This is a genomic window from Paenibacillus swuensis, assembly GCF_001644605.1.
In the GTDB taxonomy this organism is placed as follows: domain Bacteria; phylum Bacillota; class Bacilli; order Paenibacillales; family DY6; genus Paenibacillus_N; species Paenibacillus_N swuensis.
In genome coordinates this window covers 4,633,396-4,649,742 of record NZ_CP011388.1, presented here as the reverse complement: position 1 = coordinate 4,649,742, position 16,347 = coordinate 4,633,396, and the positions used below count along the sequence as shown (strand labels likewise).

General features: G+C 46.3%; 14 protein-coding genes. 12 read left to right on the top strand and 2 right to left on the bottom strand.

Annotated features, from left to right (window positions below; all coding sequences use genetic code 11):
- Positions 1–245: 245 nt before the first annotated feature.
- The gene (locus SY83_RS20995) at positions 246–1,328 is read left to right on the top strand and encodes a low temperature requirement protein A (protein WP_068611266.1); all 1,083 of its coding nucleotides are present in this window, start codon (positions 246–248) and stop codon (positions 1,326–1,328) included.
- A gap of 56 nt (positions 1,329–1,384) precedes the next feature.
- Here the strand turns inward: SY83_RS20995 and SY83_RS20990 are convergent, their stop codons facing one another.
- On the bottom strand, positions 1,385–2,251 hold the full coding sequence (locus SY83_RS20990; protein WP_068610099.1) for an AraC family transcriptional regulator: 867 nt from the start codon (positions 2,249–2,251) through the stop codon (positions 1,385–1,387).
- A gap of 154 nt (positions 2,252–2,405) precedes the next feature.
- Here SY83_RS20990 and SY83_RS20985 point away from each other — a divergent pair, with 154 nt between their 5' ends.
- From SY83_RS20985 to SY83_RS20945, 9 genes are all read left to right on the top strand, one after another.
- Positions 2,406–3,179, top strand: a complete 774-nt coding sequence (locus SY83_RS20985; RefSeq protein ID WP_068610097.1) for a phytanoyl-CoA dioxygenase family protein — start codon at positions 2,406–2,408, stop codon at positions 3,177–3,179.
- Between the two features lie 134 nt (positions 3,180–3,313).
- Positions 3,314–4,144: a 5-dehydro-4-deoxy-D-glucuronate isomerase gene (gene kduI / locus SY83_RS20980; RefSeq protein ID WP_068610095.1), complete on the top strand. Its 831-nt coding sequence runs from the start codon at positions 3,314–3,316 to the stop codon at positions 4,142–4,144.
- Positions 4,145–4,182: 38 nt separating this feature from the next.
- Positions 4,183–4,938, top strand: a complete 756-nt coding sequence (locus SY83_RS20975) for a DeoR/GlpR family DNA-binding transcription regulator (RefSeq protein WP_068610093.1) — start codon at positions 4,183–4,185, stop codon at positions 4,936–4,938.
- A 62-nt stretch (positions 4,939–5,000) separates the two neighbouring features.
- A complete protein-coding gene (gene kduD, locus SY83_RS20970; protein ID WP_068610091.1) occupies positions 5,001–5,756 on the top strand; it encodes a 2-dehydro-3-deoxy-D-gluconate 5-dehydrogenase KduD in 756 nt (251 codons plus the stop codon).
- 108 nt (positions 5,757–5,864) lie between these two features.
- Entirely contained in the window at positions 5,865–6,737 is an 873-nt protein-coding gene (locus SY83_RS20965) for a helix-turn-helix domain-containing protein (protein WP_068610090.1), read from the top strand.
- A gap of 101 nt (positions 6,738–6,838) precedes the next feature.
- The gene (locus SY83_RS20960) at positions 6,839–7,873 is read left to right on the top strand and encodes a phytanoyl-CoA dioxygenase family protein (RefSeq protein WP_068610088.1); all 1,035 of its coding nucleotides are present in this window, start codon (positions 6,839–6,841) and stop codon (positions 7,871–7,873) included.
- A gap of 117 nt (positions 7,874–7,990) precedes the next feature.
- Complete coding sequence (locus tag SY83_RS20955; protein WP_068610086.1) at positions 7,991–9,388, top strand: cytochrome P450; 1,398 nt, start codon at positions 7,991–7,993, stop codon at positions 9,386–9,388.
- Between the two features lie 157 nt (positions 9,389–9,545).
- On the top strand, positions 9,546–10,421 hold the full coding sequence (locus SY83_RS20950) for an AraC family transcriptional regulator (protein ID WP_068610084.1): 876 nt from the start codon (positions 9,546–9,548) through the stop codon (positions 10,419–10,421).
- A gap of 13 nt (positions 10,422–10,434) precedes the next feature.
- Entirely contained in the window at positions 10,435–11,160 is a 726-nt protein-coding gene (locus SY83_RS20945; RefSeq protein WP_068610082.1) for a phytanoyl-CoA dioxygenase family protein, read from the top strand.
- Positions 11,161–11,245: 85 nt separating this feature from the next.
- Here the strand turns inward: SY83_RS20945 and SY83_RS20940 are convergent, their stop codons facing one another.
- Positions 11,246–13,342 carry an AraC family transcriptional regulator gene (locus SY83_RS20940; RefSeq protein ID WP_197479915.1) on the bottom strand — a complete coding sequence of 699 codons (2,097 nt, stop codon included), beginning with the start codon at positions 13,340–13,342 and terminating at the stop codon, positions 11,246–11,248.
- Positions 13,343–13,778: 436 nt separating this feature from the next.
- Between SY83_RS20940 and SY83_RS20935 the strand changes: the two genes are divergently transcribed.
- Both SY83_RS20935 and SY83_RS20930 read left to right on the top strand, forming a co-directional pair.
- A complete protein-coding gene (locus tag SY83_RS20935; protein ID WP_068610077.1) occupies positions 13,779–14,669 on the top strand; it encodes a carbohydrate ABC transporter permease in 891 nt (296 codons plus the stop codon).
- 51 nt (positions 14,670–14,720) lie between these two features.
- Positions 14,721–16,301 (top strand): ABC transporter substrate-binding protein, encoded by a 1,581-nt coding sequence (locus tag SY83_RS20930; protein WP_068610075.1) that lies wholly within the window; start codon positions 14,721–14,723, stop codon positions 16,299–16,301.
- Positions 16,302–16,347 lie beyond the last annotated feature (46 nt).

Sequence of the window (16,347 nt, the reverse complement as noted above, 5' to 3'; positions counted from 1 at the left end):
AGAAAAATCATTTATTAAAGTAATATTATACCGTCATTCGATGAAGTATTCAAAGAAATACAGATTATGATCATACTTAGAGGAAGTATGGACTTTAGGGACATGTTATAATGTTTTGTGCATAAGGATATAAATCCATTAATTGCAAATTCCATCATTCTGTGTTAGAGGTGCCCAACATGAACAACAACATTAACAAAACAATTGAATCTCCATTGGAACCCAAATCCGTCTCTACCTCTGTGATGAAAAAGGTGACTTGGCTTGAGCTGTTTTATGATTTACTGTTTGTCGCAGCTGTATCGAAGGCGAGCCATGTTCTTCTGCATGTTCATCACGGCCATATCCCACTTGAGTATCTACTGAAATTTATATTGATTATTATTCCAATCTGGTGGGCATGGGTTGGACAATCCCTCTTTATTAACCGGTTCGGGGAGGATCGGACATCCCATCGCATGTTTCTGATTGTACAGTTGTTTTTCTCCTTAATCATGACAGCCAGCCTGTCCGTTGAATTTGATCAGAATTATGCGGCATTCTTCATAGGTTATGTGGGTTTAAGAGCCATGACGGCCATTCAGTACTTAGTTGTAAGTCGTCAGGAATTATCCTACCGTAAAGTAACGGCACGTTACCTTGGTAGCCGATTCTGGATCGGACTTGTTATCTCAGCTTCTTCCCTGTTGTTCGACTCTTGGTTGCGATATGCGGCTTTGTACGCCGGGATTGCCGTTGATATTGCGCTTCCGCTGCTGGGCAGAAGACATCTGGTGAAAACCCCAATCCATACGCATCACTTGCTAGAACGCTTTGCTCTGTTTACACTGATCCTTCTTGGAGAAATGGTGATTAGTATACTCGCTGTATTGCAGTCCGGCTCGTGGACCTGGCAGTCCGTGCTTTTTGCGGTCATGACGTTTATATTAACGATCGCGATTTGGTGGCAATATTTTGATAATGTCGAAAAAAAGGTTAATAAAACCCTACAAACTACGGGACAAATCATTATCTATGGTCATTTGTTTGTCTTTATCTCCTTATGCATGCTTGCCGCTTCCATCCGTTTAATATTTCTGGAGGAATTAAATTACAGTTTTATGGTGGGCTTAATATTTGGGTCGGTAACGCTTTACTTCGTTTCCACCACGTTGGTATTCCATAAATATCGGCACGCCCACCTAAGACTGGGAAGGATTCATCTTGCGATTTTAGCGGGGTTGCTGGGAATTATGTTCCTATGCACGTTATGGTTAGCCGTACCCGGTTACATCATTATTGCTGAAATCATGATCTTCTTTGGTGTATATGCCAGATTAACGACATAACCCCAGTTCGACGGCAATGCGGAGGCAGTTGAGGCCCTTAAGCAAGCATACGAAGGTTAACGCACTCCCTCCCGAAAAGAAGCGGGAGGGACTTGTTTCTGCGCCTTAAACAGGCGAGAGAAATAATGTACCGAAGAAAATCCGCTACTTTCGGCAATCTCCTTTATCGGCAAGTCTGTCGTCAACAACAGATGAGAGGCTTGACGAATCCGTTCCCCGTTCAGATATTGGGTGAATGACTCATGGATCCCCGTAGCGAACAGGCGCGATAAATGACGCTCCGACACATTCAAATAACGGGCGACACCCGGTAAATTTAGAGGCTGAGACAGATTGTCGCGAATGTACATTTTGGCCTGCTGCAGGAGTAGGTTCGTGTTCTTGGGTCGTCCGGTTTGCTGTAAAGGCACAGACTTTCCGAACAGAGCGAGAAAGGAGAGCAACAAGGCATAAGCCACCTGGGACATCCCGGCCTGCGGCACATTTCCGCATTCCTCATGCCGCAACATCAACGTTTTCCACAAATGTGCCGTAGCATATGCATCCCCGTCATACACCACCACGTTCGCATCCTCCGCTATCGTTCGATATGCCTCCCGCACCCATTCATCAGCACTCGATTCATCCAGATCAAACGCCACAAATACAATGTACAACCCTTTCTGTGTGCGGATTTGATGAGTTATGCCCGGCCGGGATACGAAATGAGTACCCGCTTTCAGGATATGGTCAACACCGTCATCCGTATAAACCCCTTCACCCTCCAACACATAGCAAATTTCAAAAAACGAATGCTTATGTACAGGGTTATCAAACAGCCGGGCATTCATCCCCCAGTAGTGAATATGGAAACTAGCCGAAGGCCCCGTAACGACCGTATGGGCGGCATTCAGAATATCGGCACTTTCTTTGCATAAATACATACCTCTGATCCCTACTCTCATAAATCATGTCCTAATAGTACAAAAGAATGTCATGTTCCTGAAAAGACAGCTTCTATTCATTTTAATTATAATTAGAGGCAGGAACAAGGGATATTTAAGATATAGCCCCATGAGTCATTGAGGAGGAGTAGGCATGATTACCGAAAAGGATGTAGAATTTTACAAAGAAAATGGGTATTTACTGGTGAGAGGCGTATTCAACCCGCAGGAAGTGGAAGAGATGAGAGAAGCGGTAGACGCGATTATCCAGCGTGCTGCACAGACGAAACTGGACAGCAACGATGCGTGGCAAGGAGATTTTTTGCCTAAGGAGGAGCTCAAAAAGCTGGTGCTGAAAGGATTTCATGACGTCCATTACCATGATGCCGCCTTCACCCGAGCCATCGTGCATCCGAACATGAAAGCGGTCCTAACCCGCATCATCGGTCCCAACGTGCAACTTCATCATTCCAAAATGTTAGTGAAACCTCCCGAGAACGGCGCCGCTTTCCCCATGCATCAAGACTATCCTTATTTCCCGCATGAGAACCACTCCATGTTGGCGGCAAGTGTCCATTTGGACCGGGCGGATGAAGAGAACGGCTGTCTTCGGGTCATACCCGGATCCCACCGCCAAGGTGAATTGCCTCATGTAGGCTCTTATTATCTGAACCATAAAGAATACCCCATTACGGACGGTATTCCTTGCGTGGCTGAAGCGGGGGATGTGTTGTTCTTTAACTATTTAACCATTCACGGCTCTGAGTCCAATAAAAGTTCCCGCACCCGGAGAAACATCCTGTTTCAATGCCGCGATGCCAGCGATTACCCGACAGTCAACACGCACTTCGACTGGGGTATGGGTTTAATGATTGCCGGCCATAATCCGGACTTTACGAAGGTCAAACCTGAATTTAAAATTGTATAACCGCAACAGAGAGCAGGTCCAAGGCATCAGCCGGCGAATCCTGCTCTTTTTTGTAGGCAAAAAAGTTCTTTAATGTTCATTTTAAGTGTGTTATGGTTAAAACAAACAAAAACGAACATTATAGGAGGATTATTATGCAAATTCGTCACACAACCAACCCAACGGATGTTAAAGCTTACACTACGGAACGTTTAAGAAGTGAATTTCTGATTGAATCGCTGTTTGTGGAAGATCAGCTGAAGCTGACATACACGCACTATGACCGTATGATCGTAGGCGGCGCTGTACCGGTGAAGGGCTCCATCGAGCTGTCCGCGGGTGACGCGTTGAAAACAGAATACTTCCTGGAGCGCCGTGAGGTGGCTCTGCTCAATATCGGCGGAGAAGCGCTGATCGCCGTAGACGGTGAAACACATGAACTGTCCCGCTTGGACGCTTTGTATGTCGGTATGGGCGCAAAGAATGTAACGCTGCAAAGCAAGGACACCGCGAATCCGGCGAGAATATATATCTGTTCCGCTTTGGCCCATGCGACGTATCCTACACGCAAAATCTCCGTTGAAACGGCCAATCCGTTGCATTTGGGATCCATTGAAACTTCCAATGAGCGTACCATCTACCAGTATATCCACGCGGACGGCGTACAAAGCTGCCAGTTGATGCTGGGTGTTACTTGCCTGAAGCCGGGCAACGTATGGAATACGATGCCGGCGCATGTGCATGATCGCCGGATGGAAGCTTACCTGTATTTTGACGTTAAACCGGAATCACGTGTGTTTCACTTCATGGGTGAACCTTCGGAGACCCGTCACCTGGTAGTAGCCAATGAGCAAGCGGTTATTTCTCCGCCATGGTCTGTTCACTCGGGCGCGGGAACCGGCAATTATTCCTTCATCTGGTCGATGGCCGGTGAGAACTATACATTTAAAGATATGGATATCGTCCCTATGGATACGCTAAAATAACAGGATGATCATGGTAGTCAGATAGGAGAACAGGAAACATGTTGGCAGCGGAACGACACAGACGGATTATGGAAGATTTGGAGCGGGACAAGAGTGTGCGGGTTAGCATGTTAAGTGAGACCTACGGCGTAACCGAGAAGACGATTCGGGAAGATTTGGAGAAGCTGGAGGAGAAGGGCCTGCTGTCACGGACACATGGCGGCGCCGTGATGATGACGGAGGGGGAGGATAACCTCTTTCCGTTGCAATATCCTAATGCGAAGCACCGAAAAGCGAAGGAAGCCATTGCCGATTACGCGGTGAGCCAGATCGAGCATGACGATATTATCGCTTTGGACGCCGGAAGCACTACGCTCGAAATCGCCAGAAGATTGAAGAATGCTCCGTTGACTGTGCTTACGAACGATCTGTTCATCATTCGCGAACTCACGGCCAAAGAACAGATTCGTCTTGTCGTGCCCGGGGGTTACCGGCATCAGAACCTATTGATCGGCAATGATATGCATGATTGGGTGCGCAGGCTGAATGTACATAAACTGTTTCTGTCCACCACCGGGATCCATCCGGAGTATGGCTTGACGATCTTCACGGAGGAACTGCTCAAGTTGAAGAAAGTCTACATGGAATGTTCCAAAACCGTCTATTGCGTTTCCGATCACAGCAAATTCGACAAGGGAGCGCTCATTACGTTTGCGGCATTGTCCGATGTGCACTGCATGATTACCGACAGCGGTGCCGACGAAGAATTAATGGATAAATACAGCAACTATTTCGGTTCTATCGTTCGAGCTTAGCTTTGCAGGTACGAAAGCATAGTCTATGCCGTGCGGTGAACCTTTGAAAGGTGTCATGAAGAATGAGCATATTTGATTTAACGGGGCGGATTGCGATCGTAACCGGTGCGGGACGCGGTCTCGGACGGGCCATCGCCGTCGGTTTGGCACAAGCGGGTGCGGATGTAGCTCTTGTTACGAACAACACCCCCGCGGATGCCGTAAAGCAAGAGATTGAAGCATTGGGCCGTCAAGCGCTGACGATACAATGTGACATGTCTGATCGTGAAGCCCTGCCAGAGGTGATTGGCAAGACTTTGGAAGCGTTTGGCCGCATTGACATTCTGGTCAATAACGCGGGCATCATTCGCCGCACTCCAGCGGCGGAACATGCTTACGAAGACTGGCAGGAAGTACTGGACGTTAACCTGAATTCGGTGTTCGTCTTGTGCCAACTGGCGGGAAAGCAGATGCTGGAGCAAGGCTCAGGCAAGATCATTAACATCGCCTCCATGCTGTCGTACCAAGGTGGCGTCTTCGTTCCCGGCTATACGGCGAGCAAGCATGCCATTGCGGGATTAACCAAGTCACTGGCTAATGAATGGGCCTCCAAGGGGGTTAACGTGAACGGAATTGCACCGGGGTATATGACAACGGACAATACTGAGGCATTAAGGGACGATCCGGTTCGTAGCAAGCAAATCTTGGACCGTATTCCTGCCGGGCGTTGGGGTACGGGCGAAGATATAGCCGGATCTGCCGTATTCTTGGCTTCATCAGCTTCAGATTATGTGAACGGACACATTCTTTGCGTAGATGGCGGCTGGATGAACCGGTAAGTCATCTCTTCTATAGTCGGGAACAAGTCATCCTTACGGATGGCTTTTTTCTTATGCAGAACGTATAATTTTTTACAACTGGTTCTGTTTCGAGAGGAGGGGTACAACATGCTGCCACAGGTGCATTCGGTCGGCGACATGATCGTAAAACCGGGTTTCACGTTAGGGCCGCGCGTGTTAGGCGATTACGAGCTGGTTTATTTTCCTTCCGCCAATGGCACAACATATACTTTTAAAGATCAAATTTACACCTTGGATAAGCCTAGCCTTTTGTTTACCAAGCCCGGCGAGGAGCACACGTACTATTTTGACCGTGGGGGGCCGGTAAGGCATTTATATGTTCATTTTGAGATGAACGAACTAATGGCTAGTGATTCTTCCTATGAGACATGGCTGGATCATCCTGTCCTGTTGCCTTTGCGAAAGGGTAGTCTTGTGCCGGTATTATTTAGTCAGATGCTGCAAATCGCGCATCAACAGCCAAGAAGCTGGCAACGCCGAATCGGGGTCGTGCTGCTGGCTATATTGGAAGAATGGGGAGATTCAGCAGACCTGCTGCAGTACGAGCAACATCCCGACATTCCTTCTCCTATTCAGAAGGCGATATCCCATATGGAATCCCGCCTGCATCTGCCCATTACGATTGAAAGCATTGCTGAAATTACGGGATGGACGCATGAACATTTCACACGCAAATTTCACAAGATCTACGGCATCACGCCCAAGAAGGCGTTACTGGAACGCCGAATCCGGCGGGCTGAGCAATTGTTGATTACGGAAGACTGGACGGTGAAGCGTGTGGCCTACGAATCGGGATTTGGGGATGAGCATCATTTCTCCAAAATGTTCAAGCAACTCCGAGGCATGCCTGCGACCGTATTCCGCGAGCGGTATGCGGATCCTTATTTGCGTAACACCGCAACAGTGGAAGGACTGCATTTGCCCTATCCGATCAATACATCTGTGTTTGTTTCCGACTAAGATCAAATAAACACATCAAATTAACGATTCCCTCCATTGTAAGCCTTTTCTGAATCCGTCAGAATAAAGTTATAATCATTAACTTCATGGAGGGATTCCTTATGCTGCATTCCATAGAAACACAGACCGAAACCGCAATCCGCAAAGACCGTTACAGTGTAAGTGTAGAGCAATACAAGCAATATCATCGGGATGGATATTTGAAAGTGGAAGGGCTGTTATCGCAAGCGGATGTAACTAAACTGCATGATTGGGCCGTCGAATTGCACAAAGCGGGAGAGCATGAACGGAGAATGGCCGAGGAAGCCAGCAAAGATCCGCTGAAAGAAGAATTCGCGCAGCAAACTCGTGTGCATATGTTATCCCGGCAACATGCAACCGGAGAGTGGGCGTTGCTGCATCCGCGTGTGCTGGATGTGTTGGAAGCGTTGATCGGACCCGATGTCTATGCGCTTCAATCGATGCTGTTTCACAACCCGCCGGGTCGCGGAGGACAGGGGTGGCATCAGGACTCCTATTATATCCGCACACAACCTGATTCACTAATCGGAGCATGGATGGCGCTTGAAGAAGCCGATGAAGACAACGGATGCCTTTGGGTAGTACCGGGTTCAAACCACGAACCGATCTATCCGACGGATCCTGCTGCGCACTCTCATTCGGAAGGTCCTCTTGGCGATCTCCCAACGGTTGCCAATGTGAGTCATATCGATGATGAAGTGAACACTTTATCCAAGATTGTGGCGCACTATCCGCCTGCGATTTCCGTTCCGATGAAACCGGGGGATATCCTGTTCTTCCACTCCCATCTGTTCCATCGTTCCTACCCGAACAAGACAGCTGACCGTTATCGCCGGTCCTATGTTTGTCATTACTGTAACGGGCGTTCCTGGGTACCTTGGGATCATGATGGTCCTTATGAAGGAGATTCAGGCAACCATCTGCACATATTGGCCAGAGGGCGAACCCACCTTCCGTTTGCGGCACCGAAATTCGGAACGGAGGTTCAGCTAAGCAATGAATCCGAATCTGCCGATAACTTGCCGATGATGCCTAACGATAAGGGCATGATGATGCCGGGCGCTTCGGTGAGTATGATGATGGGCGACCCGACGAAAGACGGCAAGATGATGTAAACAAGTGAAACGCTTTGCGGAAACCTCGCAGAGCGTTTTTTATTTGTATTGCTGGCGGGTAAATCCGCTTATATAATAGAATGGAAACATTTAGAAAATTAGACTAGGGGGTCCTATATGTCGAACGCAATACGGGCAAACCAAAGTCCTAAAGGCCATTGGTTGCTCGGTCATGTGAAACAGCTTTTTGGCCAACCGGACTTGTTTATGGAAGAGCTTCGCGGTTACGAAGACATTGTGAAAATTCGGTTATTGCGTGAACCCAATTATGTGATTACCAACCCGGACATGATTAAGGAAGTTCTGGTTACGAAGCAGAAATCATTTAAGAAGCCCAAGGTGTTTGATAAGCTGAAGACCTTCGTCGGGGAAGGCATCCTCACCAGCGACCATGAATTACATAAACGGCAGCGCGGCATGATGCAACCTTCCTTCAGCCGAACTCATATTCAGAAATACGCAGAAGACATGGTGGATATTCCTTCGCATTACCTGGACGACTGGAAGGACGGAGAGACTCGTTCCATCGAGCATGACATGCTGAATATCGCATTGGCCGTCATCACGAAGACGATGTTCAGCATGGATGTCTTTGCGAATTATGACAAGATCGGAAAGCCTATGGATACTTGTCTGCATCAAGTGACAAAGCGAATGCGGGCTATCATTGATTTGCCGCTCTCCGTACCGACAAAGGATAACAAGATTTACGGAGAGGCTCTCCGGATTTTGGATGAATTCATATATGATGTTATACGCGAAAGAACTGCGGATGCAGAGGCCTCCAAGGAAGATTTGTTGTCTGTATTAATGGCTGCGCGTGACGCCGAAGATCAGACGGGGATGTCCGACAAACAGCTGAGGGACGAGATTCTGACGATCTTCCTGGCAGGGCATGAGACCACGGCAAATACACTTACATGGGCATTCTATGAAATAACAAGGCATCCTGAAGTGTTACAGCGGCTGCAGGAGGAACTCGCAAGCGTATTGGACGGCCGGGAACCGACCTTGCAGGATTATGATAAGTTGGGGTACACGCAGAACATTATTTGGGAAGTGTTGCGTCTCTATCCCCCGGCTTGGCTTATCGGCCGAAAGGCTACGGAAGATGTGGAGATCGGCGAATATCTCATCCAGCAAGGGGAAGAGGTCACGGTCAGCCCGTACTTAATGCATAGGCATCCGAAGTATTTCCCGGAGCCTAACAGATTCCGTCCGGAACGCTTTGATCACGACATGGTGAAGGGGATCCCTCAATTCGCTTATTTTCCATTCGGCGGCGGGGCGCGTGTATGTATCGGCAATCACTTCGCCATGCTGGAAGCAACGCTGATTCTGGCTACAATTGCCCAGCGATACGAGTTTCGGTATCTAGAGGAAGATCAGCAAGTAAAGCCGGAATTTATCATCACTTTACGACCTAAAGGCGGTTTGAACATGACAGTGCATAGTCGGAGTGCCGCATCCGTCGATGTGCCAAAGAGTACAGATGTGCCTTCCGTCCTTAGCTAGAGAATAGGGTTCAAATATTCTATAATCATCTCCGATGACTTATCTTCGGGGATTTTTTGTGCGCGAGATAGGTTGAAAAAGTACAATAACAAGTTGATATGGTAAATTGTTAGTATAGATTTTTTTTTCTACAATGGAAATCAAGAGGAGGTAAACGATGACTCCCAACGCAGAGAGTCCAGGGTCAGGCGTCATCATCCAGCAACTCCGGGTTGAGCTATTCAATGTTGAAGAGGCTGGGTATTCATCGCTTAATGTCAAAGATCAAATATATCCCTACTGGATCGTCAGCTTTGTTCTTCGAGGCGAAGTGACTACGGTTACTAACGGAATTACGAGGACAGCACAAACCGGAGATGTAATGGTTCATCCGCCGAACACTCCTTTTTCAGAAACCGCGAATGGACCCGGGACTCATCTTTGGTTCGGTTTCAAAGCTCAAGTCATGCATAAATTGGACTTCATGTACTATTTCCCGGTAAGCTGGGTCGTCACTTTAACCGCAAGTGATGTGTATGTTCAACTATTTAAACTAATGAACCAAACTTGGCAAGAAGGGCATTCGGATTTTCGTGAATACAGTTTACTGGCCTATTCCACCTCACTGTTAAGTCTGCTAATCGACAGCCAGAAGGCAAGTGAACCGGATAAAGATCTCATTACTTCTAATGACAATGAACGGTTTCATGGTTTAGTTCGTTATATCACAGAGCATTCCGAGTTAAAACTATCCAGATCGGGGTTAGCCGCCAGACTTCACTTACATCCTGTCTATTTGGACAGAGTTTTTATGAACGATTATGGGGTCACCCCGATGCAATTAGTCAGGGAAACGAGATTGAAGAAAGTTAAATATAAGCTTGAAAGTACAGATGATCCTTTATCTATCATCGCTATAGAGTGTGGATTTTCAGATGCTGCCTACTTAAGCCGGTTATTTGTTAAAGAGTTTAAACAAACGCCTGGTCAATATCGCCAACACTCAAGAAAAGTAAAAATGAGCTATATGCAACAAAATCACGAAAAAACCTAAAGGAGCGATCCGCATGTTAAATGAAAATCAATTGAAGCAATATGAACAAGAGGGATATATCATATTAGAGTCGTTATTCAGCGCCGAGGAAATAGATGCTTTGACGAAAAGGATTGATATCCTTGATGAAGCATCGGAAGCCGAATTGGTGAAATCAGGACATGCCGGAATCAGTACAGCGAAGAAAATCAATTTCACAGTTCTTCTGAATCAGAAGGATGACGCTATTAAAACCTTCGCGTCCCAGCAAAAGATGGTCGATATCACAACCTCCTTGCTTGGTCCTGACGTTAAATTGTACTGGGATCAATCCGTATATAAACGGCCGGAAGCGGACCGTGACTTCCCTTGGCATCAAGACAACGGGTACGCCCCGACTCAGCCTGAGCATTATGTTACGTGCTGGCTGGCGTTGGAGGACGCCACGATTGAGAACGGATGTATATGGATTCATCCAGGAAGCCATAAACAAGGCTTTGTTGAACATAGGGACTCCGATGTGGGTAAACAGTGCTACTTCGGCGATGATCCCGGTATGGCAGTTCCGCTTAAGAAAGGAAGCATGGTTGTATTCCATTCTTTGCTCTTTCATCGCAGTACTCCTAACCGCAGCAATACGACGCGTAAAGGCTATATCATGCAGTATTCCGTGGACGGAGCCTTTAATCCGGTAACGGGAGCCGTCTACAACAACGGTCCAGTAATAGCCTTAGAGGGAAAAGCTTATTCAAACCAATAAACGGTTCCATGATAATAAGCGGTAAAAGCGGCGTGCCTGAGAAGGCCGCCGCTTATTTGCCATTCACGCCGCCAGCACATTATGGCTAGTCTTCGTGAGAATTTATGTTCAATCTATACTCGTTCGGTGTTATTCCGTTATATTTCTTAAACACTTTGTAGAAATAGGTGCTGTTGTTGTAACCGGTCTTCTGGGAAATCTCATCAATGGATAGCGATGTTCCGCTCAGCAATTCCTTGGCCTTTTCCAACCTGAACTCATTGAGGTAGTCCGGGACGGACTTCATCGTCATTTTCTTGAAAATTCGCCCCAGATAGGCGGGCGACATATCTACCGTTTCGGCGATTTTGAACAAGGAAAGATCTTGATCGGAATAGCTCTGCTGAATAATATCGTCAATGTTCGCAATCAGATGGTCGTGTTTGGAGCTTTTACGCTCTTTCATTCCCGCGCAGATGGCTTCAACAAGCTCCGAGAAGCGGCGCATCACATCTTTAAATGTCTCTTGCTTGTGAAGTTGGGGAATGAAAGAATGGAAGTCGTAATTGAAGGTTGATCCGCTGGATTTCTCCAAAGATATAGCTGTGGTACAGATCGAGTAAGCCAACTGATTAAAGAACATATTGGAAGCCAGCGAGGATTGATTCGGCAGCGCCATCGACATGTCCCGGATGATCTCCATAGCCTCGTCTGCTTTACCGAGCTTAATTACCTCGATCAGGGACTTCTCTTGTTGCAGCGGATACATGAACGATTGGGAAGGATCTGTATCTTGTTGACCGCTATATATGACGCTTTGATATCCCTCGAAAAATTTACGCTCCATCAACTGCTGCGCTTCTTCGTACAGATCGTAAATCACGGCAAGACTGTCTCCCGCTTCGCTGACCGCGACGGATAACGAAAGCTGAAGATGGTTCCGGACCGCATCCTGTATATTCCGAATCGCTTTATCAAGCTGATCTTGATCTTCCAGCAAAGGTTTCAGGTTCCCGTTAAAAATAACGGTAATGGTGCGATCTTCCATATCCACACATTCGCAAATCCCCATCGTCGACAAACACTCGGTCGTAATGTTCATTATTGCGTATTTAAGCAAACTTCTGTCTTTATAATTATACTTGTTGCTGAATTCTTCATACCCGTCAATGGACATCAGCATAACGATAAACTCGCTGTTAGGGGAGAATTCAATGGCATACTCTCTTAATCTCTCTTGAATATCCTGCGTCTTCTCATCGCCCAGATTATGAACGAGTCTGCTTAAATAATTCTGTTTCAATTTAAACTGATTATCCCGTTTCTCTTTCGCCAGCACATTCAGATTGGAAAGAATGCCTTCTATGGGTTTGTACAACGATTTCGACAAGTACATGGAAACGGTGAGTCCGATGATGAGAATAATGAAGCAGATGAGCAATACGTTGTGTTTCATGGCATCAATATTGCCCATGATATGATCGTAAGGCAACACGCGCACAAAAATCCAGTCTGAAGGCTCATGCTTCGAATAAATGATCAGTGACTTAACCCCATCCACTGGATTTACCAAATAACCCGTGTCCTCATCTGATACAGCTATGTTCTTCATGTAAGATTCGCCGCTTAAATTGGACATAAAAGCGTGACGTTCCGTCCCTGTGACGACGTTGCCTTGTCTGTCCACAATGAAGGTATCGCCTTCCCCATCCTTATTTAAGCTCTTAATTGTATCTTTCATCCAACGTTCAGATATATTGAGCATGATGACGTTGTCCAGCTTATCGGAGCTTCCAGGCAGATCATAAAACAAGAAGGTATATACGTTAGCAAATTTACCGTTGACCCCAGAAACTTCAACGGGTATTTGTCTTGGGATCGGCGCCAACCGTTTGTATTTCTTGAAATTGTCCAGAAGCTTTACCGCTTCGGTATCAAAGAATGCATTTCGTTTATAGATACTCGCGGCCGAGTCGGGCAACATGTAGAACGTTTGCGAATTATTACTGTACATATAGATGGAATAGAAGAAGTAGTTCATGTTCAGATATGAATTTAAACGCATTAAGGAATATGTAATGTCGCTTTCCTTGGGCTTTGCATAATGAAGAAGTTTATCAAATTGCGGATCCGAGTACATCTGTAAAGCATAATTCGTTGCGGAGTCCATCATTGCCTTGGCGCTGTAACTTGATTGGGACAAGCTATTCTTTTCCGAGGAATAGATGTTGGAGAGTGTTATTTTCTCGAAATTCATATAAAGAATGAAAGACAAAGAAACCATAGTAACGATAATGCAAATGGTCAGGGAAAGGAAAATGTTTGCGTATAATCTGTTGGTGCGAGTCCATGCTTTGAGTATCATTTCCCAATGTTGCTCCTTTCAGTGTAAAGAGAAGTTCTCCTTAACGTAGCAACACTATATCACACCTCCGTTTATTGTGGAACAATGACAATCCCCTCAGAGCCGGAATGATGAAAAAGTGTATTCAAGTATAAAAAATATAGCCGCAGAATGTGAGTTTAATACAGTTCAAATGTACATTGTTCAGTATACTCCGGCCAACAGCTCCTCTTATGATTAGAACAAGCGAACAAGACGATCGCAGCAGATCACAGAGGTAATGGAGGAAGTACGAATGGACAAAAAATGGACAATGGAGAAAATTGCATTCAATGTAATCGGTTATGGGTTTATCTCCGCTTTTGCAGCGCTATGTGTGATACCCTTTATTATGATTGTTTCCGGCTCTTTTACCGAAGAAAACTCAATTATAAGACAAGGCTATCAATTAATCCCAAGCGTGTTCTCTCTGGAATCCTATCAATTTATTTTTAAAAGTCCTAGTCAAATTTTAAGGGCGTACCAAGTAACCTTGTTGGTGACGATAATCGGGACAGCCGCAGGATTGTTTTTAACAGCCATGACAGCCTATGTGTTGCAACGGAAGGATTTTAGATACCGCAATGGATTTGCGTTCTACTTTTTCTTCACGACTCTTTTCTCGGGCGGGCTTGTGCCTTGGTATATTCTGATTATTAAATATTTGCATCTTAAGGATTCGTTGTTGGCCATCATTCTGCCTATGCTGCTAAACGTTTTCTACATTATCATTATGAGAAGCTTTATCTCGACTACAATACCGGATGCGATCAGCGAATCCGCAAAAATCGACGGAGCGGGCGATTTCCGAATTTTCCTTTCCATTATTATTCCCTTGTCCAAACCGGCTCTTGCCACAATCGGACTATTTATTGCGCTGAACTATTGGAATGACTGGTATCATGCCTTATTATTCATCGAGAACGAGAATTTGTACCCGCTCCAATACTTTCTATATAACATTCTGAACAGCATGAGTTTCGCCAATTCGGCTGCGGCTCAATCCGGTGTGGCGGTCGTTTCGATGCCTAAGGAATCGTTCAAACTGGCCATGACCGTAATTGCTACGGGTCCGATCGTATTGTTGTATCCGTTCGTTCAGAAATATTTTGTCCAAGGGATTACGGTTGGTGCTGTTAAAGGGTGAACCCGGCACCAGCCGGTTTATCATAAACATAAAATCAGGGGAGGATTCACAATGAAAAAGTCAAGTCTTACCTTATTAGCGGTACTCCTTACGATCATGATCGTATTGACAGGCTGCAGCGGCAACAGTAACGGCAACGGCAATGAAAACGGAGAAACGAAGGAAAGTCAGAACACGCCTTCCGGGGAAACGGCAGCAACCGAAGATCCGTCTAAACCGGATATTTCCAAGGAAGTCAAACTGAAAATGTATCTTGTCGGCGACCAGCCTAAGGATACGTCCCTTGTATATGAAGAGATTAATAAGAAACTTAAACAAGATATCAATGCTACCGTGGAGCCCGTATTCCTATCATGGGGCGAATATAATCAGAAATACCCTCTGTTATTCGCAACCGGCGAGGAATTCGATCTTGTCTATGCGGCTAGCTGGATGAAGTATAGCGAACAGGCGAATAAAGGCGCATTCTTGGAACTTAAACCGGAATTGTTGAACAAGTATGCTCCTCTTACCATGAAGGAGATGCCGGAAGAAGCGTGGAAGCAGGCCGAAGTAAACGGTAAAGTATTTATGGTTCCGTCATCCAACCGAGATTTCCCCATGGTCGTCGGCGCGGTTCGGGGTGATTTGCGCGAAAAGTATAAGCTGGCTCCCATTAAGACATTTGCCGATTACGAGAAATATTTGGACGCTATTGCCAACAATGAGCCGGATCTGGTTCCTTACGATGCGGATGGGAAGACGTATCAAATTTACGACATGATGCTAAATCCGGATCATCTTTGGAAAGTGATGGTCGCAAACTCGGGAATCGCTTTCGATGTGAAGGATCCGTCCGGAAAAGTTATAAATTATTTGGAGACGCCTGCATTTATGGAGTTTGCGAAAAAAGCGTCGGAGTACAATCAGAAGGGTTACTGGTCCAAAAGTGTCATGACGAATAAAACGACAGTGAGAGACTCCTTCTTGAGCGGCCGCAGCGCATCCATGGCCGGCAACTTGTTGGAGATCAGTTCCGCCGTTACCTCGGCGTCGCAATCCCATCCGGATTGGAAAGTCGAGATGTTCAATGTGTACGAAGGCAAGCCAACGTATTCGGTACCTTACACAGGCAACGGTATGGCGATTAATGCGAATGCCAAAAATCCGGAAAGAGCATTAATGTTGCTTGATTTGTTCCGTAACAATGAAGAGTATTTCAATCTGACGACCTACGGTATCGAAGGTACGCACTACGAACTGACCGCGGATAAGAAGATTAAAGCGCTTAACGGTTCCGAATCCGGTTACAAACCTGACAGCGGCAGTCCGTGGGGGTGGAGAACGCCGTCCATGTATAAAGTAATGGCCGACGCGCCTCCTGAATATGCGCAGATGTTGGAGAGTTTCAATAAATCGGCGATTACGAATCCGCTTCTCACGTTTGTATTCGATAATACCAAATTCAAGAATGAGCTTGCGGCCATGAAGAATGTGACCGATCAGTACAGGGACGCATTGTATCTCGGAGCGCTTGGCGATCCCGAGCAGGGCGTCAAGACTTTACTCGAGAAGTACAAGGAAGCGGGTATGGACAAAGTGATGGCTGAGGTTCAGAAGCAAGTGGACGTGTTCATGGCCGCGCAGAAATAGATTAAACAAGTCATATGCAGCCGTAAAATGCATCCCTGCGGGGATG

What these genes read in the sequence shown, in the direction of transcription:
- SY83_RS20930 (WP_068610075.1), top strand. Translation starts at nt 14,721, where the DNA reads ATGAAAAAGTCAAGTCTTACCTTATTAGCGGTACTCCTTACGATCATG.
- SY83_RS20960 (WP_068610088.1), top strand. Translation starts at nt 6,839, where the DNA reads ATGCTGCATTCCATAGAAACACAGACCGAAACCGCAATCCGCAAAGAC.
- kduI (WP_068610095.1), top strand. Translation starts at nt 3,314, where the DNA reads ATGCAAATTCGTCACACAACCAACCCAACGGATGTTAAAGCTTACACT.
- kduD (WP_068610091.1), top strand. Translation starts at nt 5,001, where the DNA reads ATGAGCATATTTGATTTAACGGGGCGGATTGCGATCGTAACCGGTGCG.
- SY83_RS20995 (WP_068611266.1), top strand. Translation starts at nt 246, where the DNA reads ATGAAAAAGGTGACTTGGCTTGAGCTGTTTTATGATTTACTGTTTGTC.
- SY83_RS20945 (WP_068610082.1), top strand. Translation starts at nt 10,435, where the DNA reads ATGTTAAATGAAAATCAATTGAAGCAATATGAACAAGAGGGATATATC.
- SY83_RS20990 (WP_068610099.1), bottom strand. Translation starts at nt 2,251, where the DNA reads ATGTATTTATGCAAAGAAAGTGCCGATATTCTGAATGCCGCCCATACG.
- SY83_RS20985 (WP_068610097.1), top strand. Translation starts at nt 2,406, where the DNA reads ATGATTACCGAAAAGGATGTAGAATTTTACAAAGAAAATGGGTATTTA.
- SY83_RS20955 (WP_068610086.1), top strand. Translation starts at nt 7,991, where the DNA reads ATGTCGAACGCAATACGGGCAAACCAAAGTCCTAAAGGCCATTGGTTG.
- SY83_RS20935 (WP_068610077.1), top strand. Translation starts at nt 13,779, where the DNA reads ATGGACAAAAAATGGACAATGGAGAAAATTGCATTCAATGTAATCGGT.
- SY83_RS20975 (WP_068610093.1), top strand. Translation starts at nt 4,183, where the DNA reads ATGTTGGCAGCGGAACGACACAGACGGATTATGGAAGATTTGGAGCGG.
- SY83_RS20950 (WP_068610084.1), top strand. Translation starts at nt 9,546, where the DNA reads ATGACTCCCAACGCAGAGAGTCCAGGGTCAGGCGTCATCATCCAGCAA.
- SY83_RS20965 (WP_068610090.1), top strand. Translation starts at nt 5,865, where the DNA reads ATGCTGCCACAGGTGCATTCGGTCGGCGACATGATCGTAAAACCGGGT.